This is a genomic window from Caballeronia cordobensis (assembly GCF_001544575.2).
GTDB lineage: Bacteria > Pseudomonadota > Gammaproteobacteria > Burkholderiales > Burkholderiaceae > Caballeronia > Caballeronia cordobensis.
Genome location: NZ_FCNY02000002.1, coordinates 42,202 through 56,287, shown reverse-complemented (window position 1 = coordinate 56,287; position 14,086 = coordinate 42,202). Strand labels below are relative to the sequence as shown.

Genomic DNA, 14,086 nt, shown 5'->3' with positions numbered 1-14,086 from the left:
TGAATCGCGCGCCACGCGCAATGTCCGGATATCAGCAACGAGGAGTGTGTTCATGGCCAATACCCTCAACGGCCTCAAGGTCGCCATTCTCGCCGTCGACGGCTTCGAAGAGGCGGAACTCGTCGAGCCGCAGCGCGCGCTGAAGGAAGCGGGCGCGCAGGTCGATGTGGTCTCGCAGAAGCCCGGTCAGATTCAGGGCTTCAAGCACGTCGACAAGGGCGACAAGGTGAACGTCGACATCACCTTCGATGCCGCCAACGCCGCCGATTACGACGCGCTCGTCCTGCCGGGCGGCGTCGTGAACGGCGACGCGATCCGGCTCGATGCGAAGGCGCAGGGCTTCGTGAAGGACGCTGACCGCGCGAAGAAGCCGATTGCCGTGATCTGCCATGGCGGCTGGCTGCCGATCTCGGCGGGCATCGTCGCGGGCCGCACGATGACGAGCTGGCCGAGCCTTCAGGACGACGTACGCAATGCAGGCGGCACATGGGTCGATCAGGAAGTGCAGATCGACGGCAATCTCATCACGAGCCGCAAGCCCGACGATCTGCCCGCCTTCAACCAGGCGTTGATCGAGGCGCTCGGCAAGGCGCGCGCGGCATGAGCGTCACGCACTCCGCATCGCTCCCCTCCGTCATGCGCGTGCTGACGCTCGCGCTGGCCGCCGCCGCGTGCGTGCCCGTCGCCGGCGCGCAGACCGAGAGCGTCGCGCAAAGCCCGACGCTCTCCCCCGCCGATCAACAGTTCCTGCAGGACGCCGGTCAGGCGGGCGCGACGGAACTCGCCGCAAGCAAGCTCGCGCTCGCCCATGCGAGCGGCCGGCAGGTGCGGGAATTCGCACAGCGAATGATCGTCGATCACACGAAGCTCGCGCGCAATCTCGACGTCATCGCGAAACGGCACGGCATCACCGCGCCGCCCGTCGCCGATTCCGCCCTGATCGGCAGCCTGCAAAATCTTCAGGGCGCGGAGTTCGACAAGGCCTATATTGAAAAGGTAGCCGTGAGCGGGCATCAGAAGGCCGTCGAACTGTTCAAGAAGGAAAGCGAAAGCGGCAGTGACAGCGCGCTGAAGGCGGCGGCGAGCAAGGCGTTGCCGGTCATCAGCCATCACTACGAGATGGCGCAGCAACTCGCGAAAGCGATGGCGGCGTCATGAGCGTCGCCACTATCGCCAACGGTGCGGGCATGATCAGCCGCGCTTCTCGTCCCGCTTCTCGCCCAGCTTATGAGGACTCGACCATGCACATCACGTTTGCAGACGAATCCCCCGTTTATGACGGCGACGATCTCGCGATCCACTTCGCCGCGCTCATCGACGGCGAGCCGGTCGTCTGTTCGATCACCGCCGAGGCGCTGGAAGACCATTTCGGCGCGCAGTCCCCGCGCGAGGAAGATTTGCTCGCGGCTTTCGAACAAGGCGCGGCGCGCATTCGCGCGGTCTGCGCCGAAGTGCTCGACGACAACGGCGGCCAGCCCGTCGTGCTGAGAAGCGGATTGTTTCGCGTCGCCGGCATGGAGCCGGAATGAGCGCGCGGGCGCTCGTCATGCGGCGCGGCCAATCCGGCGAACACGACCAACCCCAAGCCAACAAGGAGGGAACATGTCCCTGATCATTGCGGGCCGATTCCAGACTTTTCGCGCCGCCGAATCGGCGGCCCAGAAGCTCTTCGCGCGCGGCTTCCTCGAAGAAGACGTGACTCTTTTCTTCGTCAATCCGAGCGGGCAGCACGCGCGCTATCCGGTTGGCGGCGATGTCGGCACCGACCCCGGTGCGAGCGCCGCGCCGAAGGGTGCGGGCAAGGGCGTGACGATCGGCGCGGTGATCGGCGCGGTGGTGGGCGCGGCGATCTTCGCCGTCTTCCACGCGCCGCTGCTGGTGTCCGTGATCGCTGCGGGCGTCGGCGCGTATATCGGGTCGCTCGCCGGCGCGATGTCGCATACGAAGAAGGCCAGAACCGCCGGGCAGGCCGAGGAGCCGGCGCGTCATGCGGGCGTGCTCGTGGCCGTGCACGTGGCGCCGGAAACGCAGGATCAGGCCGCGACCGCGTTGCGCGAAGCGGGCGGGCTCGATATCGAGCGTGCGTCGGGACGCTGGAAACAAGGCCGCTGGAGCGACTTCGATCCGTTGCAGCCGCCGCATCCGGTGGGCGAGTTCGCGCAATCGCGCGTGTGATTGCTTCGTTTATCGGTTCGATGATGACGCCCGCCTCGCGCGGGCGTTTCTCTTTCTACTGACGCACTCGATTCAAACCCACCGAGCCCGCGCCCGATGCGTCCGCATATCGGCGCGAATGCCGCAGTCGGCGGGCAGCATGCGCGGCGCTTCGTCTTCGTTTGAAGCAGATGGCTCGCATAAGCGCTCGTCGATTGCATGAGGCGCGTACGTTGGTTGCGCATCGGCGACATGCTCGCGCACCTGCAAGGTCAGCGCCGATGCCGCGACGGCCACGAGGATCAGAAACTCGCGATTCGCGAGTCGATTGAAGTATTTCACTACGCTCTCCTGTTGCCGTTCATGTGCGCGCGTCTCGTTTCGGACGCGCGCTGTAGTGCGTGGACGACAGCAAGTCGCATGCCGCTCGCTTCGACGCCTGCTGGCACGGCGCGTGCGCAATACATCGGCGAGCCGCATCCCGAGGGGAGGCGCGCACTGGGAATGTCAAACGAAAAGGAGGTGTTGCATGAGCACGAACGTCGTATCGGTACTCAACGATCTCGTCGAAACCTCGAAGGACGGCGAAAAGGGATTTCTCAAGGCCGCCGAGGACACGCGTGACCCGAGCCTCAAGCTGCTGTTTCAGAACCGCGCGCAAAAATGCGCGGAAGGCGCGCGCGAGTTGCAGGACCTCGTCGCGCGACTGGGCGGCAAGCCCGAAACCGGCGGCTCGGTGACAGGCGCGCTGCATCGCGGCTGGGTCGATGTGAAGTCCGCCGTGACCGGCCACAGCGATCACGGGATTCTCGCCGAGTGCGAGCGCGGTGAGGATGCCGCGAAGAAGAACTATCGCGAGGCGCTCGACAAGGACCTGCCTGCCGATATCCGCGCCGTCGTGGAGCGGCAGTATCAGGGCGTGCTGGAAAATCACGATCGCATCCGCGATTTGCGCGATCAGTACGCCGCCGCCAAGTCCTGATGCAATGAAGCGCGCGGCCCCTGCGCCATCCGGGGCCGCCAAAACACAAACGGCCGCATGATGCGGCCGTTCGTTCGTCCAGCGTGCAAAAGACGCGTTACTGCGGCTGACCCTTGTCGTTCGTGCCGAGCGACGAAGCCGCCGCAGCCGCCGATGCGCCCTTCAGCTTGTGCGCCTTGTTCTGCTGATGCAGATAGGTGCCCTTCTCCTTTTTCGCATGCGTGCCCGCGGTTCCGGCCGCATCGGACGCTGCCTGCGCGAACGCCGTCGTCGAGAACGCCAGCGCGAGCGCGCCGATCAATGCCATCTTTTTCGTCTTCATGAAGAGCTCCTTTTTGCCGGGGCCTCTGAACGCCGGGCTACTGCGCATTCGAGAGCCGCCTGGGTAAGTACCGTCCTGAACGGTCGTACTCGTGTTTTAAGTTTCGAAGTGCTGCGAGGTGATGCGCACTGCGTGAAGCGTCATGCGTGAAGCTGCGACTAGAACGCCGTGCGGAACCGCAAACCCTGCGCTCACATGCGAGAACCCGCGCTGGAGCCCGACTGCTCGCCGAAAGAGGCGAATCGTCGAACCCCGCGCGGGTTCCGTACTGCTGGCACTCAACCGCGGCCCGCCGTGGCGAAGCCGGGCATACGAACTATGCCATTACTTGGCGGCAATTTTAAGATGGTTCTTCACGGAAGCAACACCCGAGACGTTCGAGACGACCTCTTCAGCGGCGGTCTTGTCCTCCGCCGACGGCACCGAACCCGTCAGCGAGACGATGCCTGCGCGCGTCTTCACGTGGATATGCGTGGATTTGACGTTCTTCGCGCCCAGCAGCTCGGCCTTGACCTTGGTGGTGATCGCGCTGTCGTCGACCTTCTGGCCCATGGACGTATCGGCGCTGCTCTTCGATGTCGTCGAATTCGTCTGTGCCCCCACGTTCAGCGCAAACACCACACACGCGATACCGCCGGCTGCCTTCAGGATTTGAGTCGTCTTCATGGCAATACTCCCATTTTGTCGATTTTGGTCTCGCGCCCCGTTCGCCCGCTTCATTCGATGCGCGCGGGGGACGCTGTTTGTCACGTCCGCGCCCGTAGCACGCGGATCGTTCCCTCCAACCGCAACTTGCGTGCCTCATCCGCTGCGGGCGCGATAGAAACGCGGCTGATCAGCCCGCGAATCCCCGCTGCGCAAAGGGCAACGTGAGCTTTCGAACAAATCTTCGACATGGTCAGACATGCCCGTCGCTGCGCGGGCGGCGCGGCGCGAAACGCGCGTCGCTTTTGGCCGGGCGCGTGTAAAAACTGCGTTGAAAACGGCCGCCCAGGCCGCCGACAGAAGGAAGCGGACGACGAAAAACGTAATCGCCGCACGAGCTTATCGTTAGATGGCATGGCTGTTGCTTTAACTAGCCGCAAAGCCCGCCCAACTACGTCTAGAACAATCAGGTCTAGAACAATCGAGGATTAGCAAGCAATGCCGCCTACACTCGAACTCCGCGCAAAGCAAACACTGGCGCTCACGCCGCGCCTCCAGCAGTCGGTTCGTCTCCTGCAACTCTCGTCGCTGGAGTTCCAGCAGGAATTGCGCAACGCGCTGGATACGAATCCCTTCCTCGAATACGACGAGTCGCAGACCGAAGACAACGCCCTCGGCGCCGACAACGGCAGTTCCACGACGACCGCCGACACGGCGGCCGAAGCCCCGCTCACGTCCGAACCGAGCATGGAGAGCGAAGCCAGTGCAGACACCAGTTCCCGCGACGATGCCGTGAGCGACTTCTCGTCCGATCCGTTCGGCCGCGGCGCTTCGCGCGGCAACGGCGACGGCGAAGGTTCCGATCCCGCCGACTGGGTGCGCATCGAGCCGTCGCTGCATGAGACGCTGCACGACGCGCTGCGCCTGTATCAACTGAACGAGCGCGACCGCGCGATTGCGCAACTCATCATCGAAGCGCTCGACGACGACGGTTATCTGCGTCAGGAACTGAGCGAGCTTGCGGGCGTCGTCGAGATCGAGCCGGCGCTGAACGAAGACGAGCTCGTCATCGCGCTCAGACTCGTGCAGTCGCTCGACAAGCCGGGCGTCGGCGCACGCACGCTCTCCGAATGCCTTTCCCTGCAACTCGAAGCGCTGGACGAGGAGACGCCGGGCCGCGCTGTCGCGCTCGAAATCGTCAGGCATCATCTGGAGCGGCTCGCACGGCGCGAGCAGGCGGAGTTGCAGAAGAAGATCGGCTGCAGCGCGGATGAACTGCGCATCGCATGCGCGCTCGTGCGCCGTCTCGATCCGAAGCCAGGCGAGAACTACGGTTCGAGCGAGGACAATTACGTCGTGCCGGACGTCATCGTGCGTCAGGCGAAAAAGCAGTGGGTCGTGACGATCAACCCGGCGGTGTTGCCGCGCGCGCGGATTCATCGCATGTACGCCGAGTTGTTCGCGCAGTCGGCGGGCGCGAGCCGTTCGCCGCTCGCACAGCAGTTGCAGGAAGCGCGCTGGCTGATCCGCAACGCGCAGCAGCGCTTCACGACGATCCAGCGCGTTGCCGAGTGCATCGTTTCGCATCAGAAGGCGTTCTTCGATTACGGCGAGATTGCGCTCAAGCCGCTTGTTCTGCGCGATGTCGCCGACGAGCTCGGCCTGCACGAATCGACCATTTCGCGTGCGACGGGCAACAAGTACATGGCGACGCCGCGTGGCATTTTCGAGTTCAAGCACTTCTTCCCGCGGGAGTTGAGCACCGAGAGCGGTGGCACGTGTTCGGCCGCGGCCGTGCGGGCGCTTCTGAAGGAAATGATCTCGAAGGAAAATACGCGCGATCCGCTGTCGGATGTGAGTCTTGCGAAGATGCTTGCGGATCAGGGGGTGATCGTCGCGCGGCGCACGGTGGCGAAGTATCGGCATTTGATGAAGGTGCCGCCGGCGGAGTTGCGGCGGCAGGCTTGAGGCGGCTACGGGGCTTGTTTTGCGGGGAACTTGCATTGTTGTCGGTCTATTAGCTCTGCCCCTCCCCGGGGCGGGGGTAACTTTCTTTGCTGCTGCAAAGAAAGTCACCAAAGAAAGCAGCTTTCTCACCGCCCGCGGTCACACGCACGTTGGCCACTTTTCTCCTCGGGGAATGGCCCTCGCCTAAAGAGTGCCCTCGAAGAACTAATCGGGCTTGGATCGCGCACGATCCGTCACATCGCGCCGCGTAACGAACCGGCACAGCCATTTCAAGCTCCAGCCCGCTTCGCGGCCGACGGGTTAATCGGGTATGCGATTGCATTCGTGTTCGCTGGTTTCCCTCGCATACCCCACGGCAGCGCGCAGCGCTGTGCAGGTGCTATTTCGTGCTGAACCAGCGCGCTTCGCGCACTGGCTTGTCAGACCGTGCGCGATCCAAGCGCGGTTGGGCCTGTGAGGGCACTCTTTAGGCGAGTGCCACCGTGGGCTGGCAAGCATGGCCAAACTGCGTGTGACCGCGGGCGGTGACAAAGCTGCTTTCTTTGGTGACTTTCTTTGCAGCAGCAAAGAAAGTTACCCCCGCCCCGGGGAGGGGCAGTGCTAATAGACCAACACCAAAGCAAGCTCCACGAAAAAAACAAGCAAAACCTAACGCCACCCCGACGCCCGATGCGTCCGCTTCCTCGCCGCGGTAGCGGAAAGCTCCGCCCCGAGCAAAAACACGGCCGCCGAGTAATACAGCCACATGAGAATAATCGCCAGCGACCCAGCCGCGCCGAACATATTCGCCGTCCCCGCGTGCGCAAGATAAAACGCAAACAACCGCTTACCACCTTCAAACAGCAATGCGGCCGCCGCAGCACCGAGCGCAGCATCGCGCCAGAGCATTCGCGTAGTCGGCAGAAACTTGAGCAGCACGCTGAACGCGATCATCAGCACAGCGAGCGATATCGCGCGCCGCGTGAGCCCGGACAGCACCACGAACGGACTGCCATCGCCGAGCGCCCAGTGCCCGAGCAATTCGACGAGCGCATCCATCACCAGCAGCGCAGCGACGAGCAATCCCGACCCGACCACCAGCCCGAACGACATCAGCCGCACGCGCAATAGCGTGACGATACTTTCGCGCGTGCTCACGGCGGGCGTCGGCCAGATCACGTTGAGCGCGCTGTGCAGCGAAGAGAACGTCGCCGACGCGCCAACCAGCACGCCCGCGAGCGACAGAATCGCGGTGCTGCGCGCGATATCCGCATGCCACGCGTTCGCGACGATCGCCTCCAGCGCGTGCGCCGCATCGACGCCAACGACACCGCTGATTTCATCGAAGAGCCGCCCCTGCACGGCATCCGCGCCGAAGAACACGCTTGCCACCGCGATCACGATAACGAGCGTCGGGGCGAGCGAGAACGCGGCGAAAAACGCGATCGCCGCCGAGAACATCAGGCAGTGATCCTGCGTCCATTGCACGATCGGATCGACGATCCACGAGAGCCAGCCGAAACGCGAAGTGCGGCCCGAGGCGATGGGCGCGGTTTGAGTGGGGACGTCCTGATCCATCGAAGGCGTAAAGGGCGAATGTGTCAACCGACGATGTTAGCCCCGACACGCGTTGCGCGTGCAAAAAACGGCGCGCTCCGTCACGAGCGCGCCGCGATTGCACCTCATGAAGCGCTCAGCTTCGGTCCGCGTCAGGGTCAGGGTCGGCGTCTTCATCGACGAGGCCGCGCGTGTCGTCCTCGATGTCATCGGGCAGGATATCGGCGTCGGATTGCAGGTTGTTATCGCCGTCCGCCGATGCGACTTCGCCCGTGCCCGCGCGGTCGGTGTCGCTGTCGAGTTCGGCTCTGGACTGGCCGATCGCGTGCGCATCGAGCTCGTCTTCGATGTCGCCCGGATAGCGCTTCTCGCCCTGCACGTCCGAGCCGCTGTCGGACGAGTCGCTCGGTCCGAGCGCGCCCGTGCCGTGTCCCTTGCCGTATTCCACGCCGTCGTCTTCCGGCGGGTTCAGTGTGCTTCCGCTCATCATGACCTCCGTTGGATCGTGTCCATGATGAATCCGCAAAACCCGTTCCGCGAACGGCGCGTCGGCGCATGAAAAACCCCGCGCTCCTTCCGAAGCGCGGGGCCGTGTACACAGCTTACTGCGAAGAAATCAGGCCTTCGCCGCCGGACGCTTCGCCTCGCTCGCGCCCTGCTTCACCGTCTTGACGGTCTTTTCCGTGACCGACGTCGCCGTCGCGACGCTGCGCAGATCCGAAAGGAACGAATCGCGCCAGACCGAAAGATTGTTCTCGCGCAGCGGCACCATCATGTCGGCGTGACGCGCCTTGCGCTCCGCGAGCGGCATCGACAGCGCTCTCTCCAGCGCTTCGGACATCTGCGACAAATCGAACGGGTTGACGACCAGCGCGCCCGGCAACTGATCCGCCGCGCCCGCGAATTGCGAAAGCACCAGCGCGCCCGGATCGGCCGGGTCCTGCGACGCGACATACTCCTTCGCGACGAGATTCATGCCGTCGCGCAGCGGTGTCACGTAACCAACCTGCGAGAGCCGGAACAGCGCCATCAGCAGGTTGCGCTCGTACTTGCGGTTGAGGTACTGGATCGGCGTCCAGTCGAGCTGCGCGAAACGCCCGTTGATGCGCCCCGCCTCGCCTTCGAGATTCTGGCGGATGCGCTGATACGTCTGCACGTCCGAGCGCGTCGGCGGCGCGATCTGCACGAGCGAGACACGGCCATGCCAGCCCGGCGCGTTCAGCAGGAGCCGCTCGAAGGCCTGAAAGCGCTCGACGAGACCCTTCGAGTAATCCAGACGGTCGACGCTCATGATGAGCTTGCGACCGTTCATGCTGTCGCGCAGGCTCTTCACCTGCTTGCGGTTGGAAAACTGCTCGGCGGCCTTGGCGATGGCGTCCGGATAGATGCCGATCGGATACGCGCCCACTTTCAGCATGCGGCCGAACGCCTGAAGCATGCCGTCGTCGCTGTAATGGCCGCGGCCGGTGCGCTCCACATAATCGATGAACGACTGCTTATCGGCATCCGTCTGGAAGCCGACGACGTCGTACTGGCACATCGCCGCGATCAGTTCCTCGTGCGGCGGCACGGTGCGCATCATCTCGGGCACCGGAAACGGAATATGCAGGAAAAAGCCGATCGGATTCGCGACGCCGAGCTTTCTCAGTTCCTGCGCGAACGGGAGCATGTGATAGTCGTGCACCCAGATGATGTCGTCGGGCTTGAGGAGCGTCTTGAGCTTCGCGGCGAGGCTCGCGTTGACGCGCATGTAACCGGCGTACTCCTCGCGATCGAAACGCGAGAGGTCATTGCGGTAGTGAAACGTCGGCCACAGGGTCGCGTTCGAGAAGCCGCGGTAGTACTGGTCGTAATCGCGACGCGTAAGTCCGACGGTCGCGTAGGTTACTTTGCCGCTTTGCTCGGCCACCGGAGCGCCCGCCTCACCGACGATCTCGCCGCTCCACCCGAACCACACGCCGCCCGTTTCCTTGAGCGCGTCCAGCACGCCGATCGCGAGGCCGCCCGCGCTGGGCTTGCCTTCCTGGATCGGAGCGACGCGATTCGATACCACGATCAATCTGCTCATTACAGCATCACCTCATCAGTTGTCGTTGCATGCTCGAATTGGCGATTAAGGGTATGCAAAAGATGTGCCGTTATGTCGAAATCTGTAAATAAAAGTTTGTATGGAGATGTTACGGACGAACGAAAACACGCGGCGAATGCGCGCCGCGTAGAAATTTTTGTTCTTGTGCCGGGTGCTTCGGCCGGCCTGAATCACGCGTCCTGCTCGGAGCCCAGATCGCGCTGATAGTCGATTCCCTCGCGCCGCACGCCGCCCTGATTGTGCTCGCCGTCGGGCGGTGCGCCAGGCGCGGGGCGGTTCTGCCCGGCCGGGTCGTGCTCGGCGGGCGGCGCCGATGCGCTCTGCACGCCGCCCGCCTTGGCGGCTTCGGCGCGGGCTTCGCGCTTGGACGAGTGACGCGCGGAGCGTCGAAGTGCGGGATGCCTCATGATGCCTCCAGAAAAGAAGGCCGTCGCGATAGTGACGTCGGCGGCGTCGGACCGGTGCGCTCGTTTCAAGCGCGGCTTCAGAAAAAACGACCGGCGACAGGGCGTGTCGCCGGTCATTATTGCGTCATCCGTTGTAATCCCTACGTCCGGGATGGAAACTTATTCAAACCTTGCACGAATTCTGGGCATTGTCCAACGTCTGCGGTCCAACGTCCTTCGGCGCCGCTAATACACATGCGGCGATTCGCCGGGCCCCGGCGGCGGATCGCCGATCGGCTGCGACGGCGGCACGGGCGGCTCGCGCGTCGGGTCCGGATTCGTGTCCGGCGGAATCGGCGTGGGCGGCGGCTGGTCGGGCGGCGTTACCGGCGGGTCGGGCGGCTGCGGCGTCTGTGCTTCGAGGGACATGACGGGCTCCTTGCGGTCTTGTGATCGTACTTTCCCATCCGCGTCGCGCCGTCACGGCGTGCGCCGATGTCATTCGATCTACCGCAAGGGGCATGCCCCTACGAAAGCGCCCGGTCCGCATCCCTCTGTCACATTATCGGCGTAGAAAACGCGCCTGCCAAATGAAAAACGCCTGCGCTTTAGTAAGACGCAGGCGTGTTTTTGTCTAAAGATACGCGACGTTCAAGGATTTTCGCTATCCGGCTCGTTGACGTCGCCGCCCTCGCCCACCGCCGCCTTATTGGCATCCTCACCATACTCGACGAGCCGGTTATAGAGCGTTTTCAGGCTGATGCCGAGGATTTCCGCGGCGCGCGTCTTCACGCCGCCGCATTGGTCGAGCGTCGCGAGAATCAGTTGACGGTCAGCCTGCGCGAGCGACGTGCCAAACGGAATCGTCACGGCCGTGCCCGCCGACGGCTTCGACAGCGAAATTTGCAACGGCACGGTCGCCGTGCTGTCCGAATCCGACGCCGACATGATGTACGCGCGCTGTACGTAATTCTTCAGCTCGCGCACGTTGCCGGGCCAGTTGTAGGAGGCGAGCATGTCGCGCACGGCGGCCGGAAAACCCTTCTTCGTGCTGTAGCGCGAATTCAGTTCGTCCAGGAACGCCTGGCCGAGCAACTCGACGTCCTTGCCCCGGTCGCGCAGCGGCGGCAGGTTGATCGGGAAGACGTTGAGACGGTGATACAGGTCGAGACGCAACTTGCCTTCCAGCACGGCCTGCTCGGGATCGCGATTGGTCGCGGCGATCAGGCGTACGTCCGTTTCGATTTCCTTGGTCGTGCCCACGCGCATGAACATGCCCGTTTCCAGCACGCGCAGGAGCTTCACCTGAAGCTCGATCGGCATTTCGGTGATTTCGTCGAGGAACAGCGTGCCGCCGTTCGCGCGCTCGAAATAACCCTTGTGCTGACGGTCCGCGCCCGTAAACGCGCCGCGCTCGTGGCCGAACATCTCCGATTCGATGAGGTTCGGCGAGATCGCGCCGCAGTTCACCGCGATGAACGAATGTTTGCGGCGCAGGCTGAGCTCGTGCAGCGTCTGCGCGGCGACTTCCTTGCCGGTGCCGGATTCGCCGATCAGCAAGACGGATGCGGCCGTCGGCGCGACGCGGCCGATCTGATCGTAGACGGTCTGCATCGCCGGCGAATTGCCGAGCATCAGACCGAAGCGGCCCATGCGGCGCAACTCGCCGCGCAAGGTGCCGATTTCCGCCTTCAGATCGCCGGCGCGCGGAAGGCGCGAAAGGATCGCCTTCACGCGCTGCATGTTGATCGGCTTGACGAGGTAATCCGCCGCGCCCATCTTGAGCGCGCTGACGGCGGACTCCACCGTCGCATGGCCGGTGATCACGATCACTTCCACGCCCGAGCGCGGGTCCAGATCTTCGAAAAGATCGACGCCGGTGCCGTCGGGCAGTTTCAGATCGGTGAATACGACGTCCGGCGTCTGACGCACGAGCTGAATGCGCGCCTCGCGCAAATCGCTGGCGACGGCCGTCGTCAATCCATCTTCGCCGATGATCGCGGCTAGCGCTTCGCGCGTACTGGGATCGTCATCGACAATCAATACATGTGGCATTGCGTCTCGAATTCTTCCAAAGCGTTTCAGGGTCACACGCCCGGTGGTGGCGTGGTCTTCTCCGCGCGGCAAGGACGCCGCCCGGGCCGGTGCGATTCACGGTTACGCCCGATTAAAAATAATCGGTCCGACGCAAAATGCGCGATAAATAAAATAGTTACCGATGTTCTGCACGCTTGGGGTACGGCTGCTGCGTAAGTTTTTCCATTTAGGCAACTTATTGCAGACGTTTCGCTGATTATAAAGGTTTATCAAGATGAAAACGCACGCTGATGCGGCGCGCGTTTTCATTGATCGCATCAATGGATAGTCGTGAGTTCGAGCCGTGAAATCAGCTCCGCGGAAAATGCCACGCATCCGCCGTCCCGCCTACCGCTTCGCCATTCACGGCTTGCGTGCCGGCGGGCGTCAGCACCTTGCCGCCCTCGTCTTCCCAGCGGTTCAGATCGCGCGCCGTACGCCGGCCGGCCAGATTTTGCGATTGCACCCATTTCCATGCGAGAACGCCGCCCACTGCGAACAGCGCGCCGAAGATTCCGATCGAAGGCCGTGCCATGTGTGTTCTCTCCCATCGTCAAGAAATTCGATGCCGCCGTGAAAAACCGGCGGCGCTCCGATTCACCCGAAAATCGCGAATGGCGAATCAGCGCGAAACCAGAAGCCCGAGCAGAAAACCGACGCCGGCGGCCATGCCGAGCGACTGCCAGGGGTTGTCCTTCACGTATTTTTCGGTGCAATCGACGCCCGCGCGATAGCGGCTTTGCGCGCTCGCCTGAGCGTCCTCCAGCGCGACGCGCGCCGAATCGACGTGATCGCGCAGACGCGAGCGCAGTGCATCGACACCCTCGCCGGGCAACGTGGCCGACAGCCGCAACAACTCTTCGGAGTCGTTCAGCAGCACCTTGATGTCCTCGATGATTTTTTGCTTGCCCAACGCAAGCTGGACAGTCGTTTGACTCATGGGATGAAGTCCTCGCCTAAGTGGGGTGAGTGGAGCGCGACGCCGGGTCGTGCCGCAGCGCGGCGGCAATCCAGCGGCATCAATACCGCATCATTGCGATTCCGCGACCGGCACGCGGGGCACGGCAAGCTGCCCGTCCGCCGCGAGCCGCGCGCGCAGACTGCGCACGACGCCGCTCGCCATCAACGCGCCGCCCATCGCACCGAACACGAGGCTCGTCACGTTCGCGGCGCGCGCGAGCGCTGGCGTGCCCGCCGCATAGCCTAGCACCGCGCACATGAGCGCGGTCACGAGCGCGACCGCCGCCCAGTGATAGATGTCGATCGGCTCGCCGGCCGCGAGTTCCTGCCGATCGCCGCCCGCGGCGTGCGTGCGCCGTGCCCGGACGGGCCGTGTCGACGCCGTGCGCGGGTTGGTGCGCTCTCGCGCGGCCACTTCGAAACTGAAAAAGTCTTCCATGATGCGTTTGCCTCTCTCGCCCATCCTCGTGTGTACGCCTCGGACGCGATGCTTCGTCGGCGAACTTTCGAATAAGAATCACGATGACCTACGGGTATGCAGCTTTCGTGCCACGTCCGAATAGCCTTAAGCAAGCGCATGTTTTCGGCGCTGATCGGGTAACAATTACGCCGTCGCTTTGTAATTTTTCGACGCCGAAAGGAGAACCTTTCCGCAAACTACACAAGGCCCGTAAAAGCCGCCGACAAAATCCGCCCCGAGTGAGTCCACGCATTGCCGCCAAGCCGTTGCGAATGGTTAAATAGCGAATATTGAGACAGGCTCGTTCGCAACGATTCGGATGCGAAAGCAGCCGATGCAGACGATCCTCGACCGACGCACGACCAGGAGAGCGGCCCACGGAGAACGTGAGCCGACGGGCAGCGCGCACGGGCGCGTCACATGCCGATGCGCGGTCATTCACGGTCGCGCCGCGAGCGCCGGCTGCGTACAGACGGCCGCGACACGAGACGCGCGCGCGGTCCGCCGC

General features: G+C 63.5%; 18 protein-coding genes. 6 read left to right on the top strand and 12 right to left on the bottom strand.

Going from position 1 to position 14,086, the window contains the following annotated elements; translation table 11 throughout:
* The first annotated feature begins 52 nt into the window (after positions 1–52).
* The 4 genes from AWB70_RS03740 (at position 53) to AWB70_RS03725 (ending at position 2,175) form a co-directional block, all read left to right on the top strand.
* Positions 53–604: a type 1 glutamine amidotransferase domain-containing protein gene (locus AWB70_RS03740; RefSeq protein WP_053567737.1), complete on the top strand. Its 552-nt coding sequence runs from the start codon at positions 53–55 to the stop codon at positions 602–604.
* A complete protein-coding gene (locus AWB70_RS03735) occupies positions 601–1,158 on the top strand; it encodes a DUF4142 domain-containing protein (RefSeq protein ID WP_053567736.1) in 558 nt (185 codons plus the stop codon). Before AWB70_RS03740 ends, AWB70_RS03735 begins: the two co-directional genes overlap by 4 nt.
* 83 nt (positions 1,159–1,241) lie before the next feature.
* Entirely contained in the window at positions 1,242–1,529 is a 288-nt protein-coding gene (locus tag AWB70_RS03730; protein WP_045450410.1) for a DUF1488 family protein, read from the top strand.
* 73 nt (positions 1,530–1,602) lie between these two features.
* Entirely contained in the window at positions 1,603–2,175 is a 573-nt protein-coding gene (locus AWB70_RS03725; protein WP_053567735.1) for a glycine zipper family protein, read from the top strand.
* A 72-nt stretch (positions 2,176–2,247) separates the two neighbouring features.
* Here the strand turns inward: AWB70_RS03725 and AWB70_RS03720 are convergent, their stop codons facing one another.
* A complete protein-coding gene (locus AWB70_RS03720) occupies positions 2,248–2,496 on the bottom strand; it encodes a hypothetical protein (RefSeq protein WP_041730223.1) in 249 nt (82 codons plus the stop codon).
* 187 nt (positions 2,497–2,683) lie between these two features.
* On the opposite strand from AWB70_RS03720, the gene AWB70_RS03715 reads away from it, so the two are divergent.
* Positions 2,684–3,136: a PA2169 family four-helix-bundle protein gene (locus AWB70_RS03715; RefSeq protein ID WP_014190825.1), complete on the top strand. Its 453-nt coding sequence runs from the start codon at positions 2,684–2,686 to the stop codon at positions 3,134–3,136.
* A gap of 97 nt (positions 3,137–3,233) precedes the next feature.
* Here the strand turns inward: AWB70_RS03715 and AWB70_RS03710 are convergent, their stop codons facing one another.
* Entirely contained in the window at positions 3,234–3,458 is a 225-nt protein-coding gene (locus AWB70_RS03710; protein ID WP_041730221.1) for a hypothetical protein, read from the bottom strand.
* 324 nt (positions 3,459–3,782) lie between these two features.
* Positions 3,783–4,124 carry a BON domain-containing protein gene (locus AWB70_RS03705; RefSeq protein WP_014190824.1) on the bottom strand — a complete coding sequence of 114 codons (342 nt, stop codon included), beginning with the start codon at positions 4,122–4,124 and terminating at the stop codon, positions 3,783–3,785.
* A 477-nt stretch (positions 4,125–4,601) separates the two neighbouring features.
* Between AWB70_RS03705 and AWB70_RS03700 the strand changes: the two genes are divergently transcribed.
* Positions 4,602–6,071: an RNA polymerase factor sigma-54 gene (locus AWB70_RS03700; RefSeq protein WP_053567734.1), complete on the top strand. Its 1,470-nt coding sequence runs from the start codon at positions 4,602–4,604 to the stop codon at positions 6,069–6,071.
* 648 nt (positions 6,072–6,719) lie between these two features.
* On the opposite strand, the gene AWB70_RS03690 is transcribed toward AWB70_RS03700, so the two are convergent.
* The 9 genes from AWB70_RS03690 to AWB70_RS03650 form a co-directional block, all read right to left on the bottom strand.
* Positions 6,720–7,628 carry a YihY/virulence factor BrkB family protein gene (locus tag AWB70_RS03690; RefSeq protein ID WP_041730219.1) on the bottom strand — a complete coding sequence of 303 codons (909 nt, stop codon included), beginning with the start codon at positions 7,626–7,628 and terminating at the stop codon, positions 6,720–6,722.
* A gap of 115 nt (positions 7,629–7,743) precedes the next feature.
* Complete coding sequence (locus tag AWB70_RS03685; RefSeq protein ID WP_053567733.1) at positions 7,744–8,097, bottom strand: hypothetical protein; 354 nt, start codon at positions 8,095–8,097, stop codon at positions 7,744–7,746.
* A 126-nt stretch (positions 8,098–8,223) separates the two neighbouring features.
* Positions 8,224–9,675: an alpha,alpha-trehalose-phosphate synthase (UDP-forming) gene (gene otsA / locus AWB70_RS03680; protein WP_014190820.1), complete on the bottom strand. Its 1,452-nt coding sequence runs from the start codon at positions 9,673–9,675 to the stop codon at positions 8,224–8,226.
* A gap of 191 nt (positions 9,676–9,866) precedes the next feature.
* Positions 9,867–10,103, bottom strand: coding sequence for a hypothetical protein (locus AWB70_RS03675; protein WP_014190819.1), 237 nt, complete (start codon positions 10,101–10,103; stop codon positions 9,867–9,869).
* Between the two features lie 225 nt (positions 10,104–10,328).
* Positions 10,329–10,511, bottom strand: coding sequence for a hypothetical protein (locus AWB70_RS03670; protein WP_041730217.1), 183 nt, complete (start codon positions 10,509–10,511; stop codon positions 10,329–10,331).
* A gap of 222 nt (positions 10,512–10,733) precedes the next feature.
* Positions 10,734–12,137, bottom strand: a complete 1,404-nt coding sequence (locus tag AWB70_RS03665; RefSeq protein ID WP_053567732.1) for a sigma-54-dependent transcriptional regulator — start codon at positions 12,135–12,137, stop codon at positions 10,734–10,736.
* Between the two features lie 331 nt (positions 12,138–12,468).
* Positions 12,469–12,693, bottom strand: a complete 225-nt coding sequence (locus AWB70_RS03660; protein ID WP_053567731.1) for a hypothetical protein — start codon at positions 12,691–12,693, stop codon at positions 12,469–12,471.
* An 87-nt stretch (positions 12,694–12,780) separates the two neighbouring features.
* The gene (locus AWB70_RS03655; protein WP_014190816.1) at positions 12,781–13,098 is read right to left on the bottom strand and encodes an ElaB/YgaM/YqjD family protein; all 318 of its coding nucleotides are present in this window, start codon (positions 13,096–13,098) and stop codon (positions 12,781–12,783) included.
* Positions 13,099–13,188: 90 nt separating this feature from the next.
* Positions 13,189–13,557 (bottom strand): hypothetical protein, encoded by a 369-nt coding sequence (locus tag AWB70_RS03650; protein WP_053567730.1) that lies wholly within the window; start codon positions 13,555–13,557, stop codon positions 13,189–13,191.
* Between the last annotated feature and the right edge of the window lie 529 nt (positions 13,558–14,086).

Bases quoted from the DNA above. Each gene is read 5' to 3' on its own strand.
- AWB70_RS03655 (WP_014190816.1), bottom strand. From the start codon at position 13,098: ATGAGTCAAACGACTGTCCAGCTTGCGTTGGGCAAGCAAAAAATCATC.
- AWB70_RS03740 (WP_053567737.1), top strand. From the start codon at position 53: ATGGCCAATACCCTCAACGGCCTCAAGGTCGCCATTCTCGCCGTCGAC.
- AWB70_RS03660 (WP_053567731.1), bottom strand. From the start codon at position 12,693: ATGGCACGGCCTTCGATCGGAATCTTCGGCGCGCTGTTCGCAGTGGGC.
- AWB70_RS03710 (WP_041730221.1), bottom strand. From the start codon at position 3,458: ATGAAGACGAAAAAGATGGCATTGATCGGCGCGCTCGCGCTGGCGTTC.
- AWB70_RS03705 (WP_014190824.1), bottom strand. From the start codon at position 4,124: ATGAAGACGACTCAAATCCTGAAGGCAGCCGGCGGTATCGCGTGTGTG.
- AWB70_RS03650 (WP_053567730.1), bottom strand. From the start codon at position 13,557: ATGGAAGACTTTTTCAGTTTCGAAGTGGCCGCGCGAGAGCGCACCAAC.
- AWB70_RS03670 (WP_041730217.1), bottom strand. From the start codon at position 10,511: ATGTCCCTCGAAGCACAGACGCCGCAGCCGCCCGACCCGCCGGTAACG.
- AWB70_RS03690 (WP_041730219.1), bottom strand. From the start codon at position 7,628: ATGGATCAGGACGTCCCCACTCAAACCGCGCCCATCGCCTCGGGCCGC.
- AWB70_RS03730 (WP_045450410.1), top strand. From the start codon at position 1,242: ATGCACATCACGTTTGCAGACGAATCCCCCGTTTATGACGGCGACGAT.
- AWB70_RS03725 (WP_053567735.1), top strand. From the start codon at position 1,603: ATGTCCCTGATCATTGCGGGCCGATTCCAGACTTTTCGCGCCGCCGAA.
- otsA (WP_014190820.1), bottom strand. From the start codon at position 9,675: ATGAGCAGATTGATCGTGGTATCGAATCGCGTCGCTCCGATCCAGGAA.
- AWB70_RS03685 (WP_053567733.1), bottom strand. From the start codon at position 8,097: ATGATGAGCGGAAGCACACTGAACCCGCCGGAAGACGACGGCGTGGAA.
- AWB70_RS03675 (WP_014190819.1), bottom strand. From the start codon at position 10,103: ATGAGGCATCCCGCACTTCGACGCTCCGCGCGTCACTCGTCCAAGCGC.
- AWB70_RS03735 (WP_053567736.1), top strand. From the start codon at position 601: ATGAGCGTCACGCACTCCGCATCGCTCCCCTCCGTCATGCGCGTGCTG.
- AWB70_RS03700 (WP_053567734.1), top strand. From the start codon at position 4,602: ATGCCGCCTACACTCGAACTCCGCGCAAAGCAAACACTGGCGCTCACG.
- AWB70_RS03715 (WP_014190825.1), top strand. From the start codon at position 2,684: ATGAGCACGAACGTCGTATCGGTACTCAACGATCTCGTCGAAACCTCG.
- AWB70_RS03665 (WP_053567732.1), bottom strand. From the start codon at position 12,137: ATGCCACATGTATTGATTGTCGATGACGATCCCAGTACGCGCGAAGCG.